At 61.7% G+C, this 381-nt stretch carries 1 pseudogene; it reads right to left on the bottom strand.

The annotated features are described in order from the left end of the window. Positions 1–325 (bottom strand): annotated as a pseudogene (locus AACY19_RS27515) (phage tail sheath family protein); the annotation flags it as partial. Positions 326–381: the final 56 nt, after the last annotated feature.

The following is a 381-nucleotide window of genomic DNA, read 5'->3' as shown; positions in this document are numbered from 1 at the left end:
GACCCGAGACCAGTTCGCCGCCGATGATCGCCGAGGTTTGCAGGGCCGCGTCTTCCAGCTTGGGCACGCCGATGGCGACGATCACCGCCTTGGCTTTGACGTAGATGGCCTGACAGGCCTTGGTGATCGCCGAGTCAGGGCCGAAAGCGGCGATGGCTTCGCGCTCGGTGGTGATCAGCTTCAGCTCGCCCGCCTTGGCTGAACCACCGCCGAGAATGCCAGGTGTGAAGGTGTCACACAGACCGATAATCGACGACGACGGCAGCGAGATGGTGCGCGCGCCAGTATCGACCGACGTGGTCGTGACGCCGTGGAAAAAACTCATAAGGGTCAGTCTCCAGAAACGAAAAAGCCCCGCATAAGCGAGGCTGTGAGGGTGTT

It is taken from the genome of Pseudomonas sp. EA_5y_Pfl2_R50, from assembly GCF_963970475.1.
Lineage (GTDB): Bacteria > Pseudomonadota > Gammaproteobacteria > Pseudomonadales > Pseudomonadaceae > Aquipseudomonas.
Note: the sequence above shows the minus strand (reverse complement) of the source record. Positions and strands in the feature narration are given on the sequence as shown.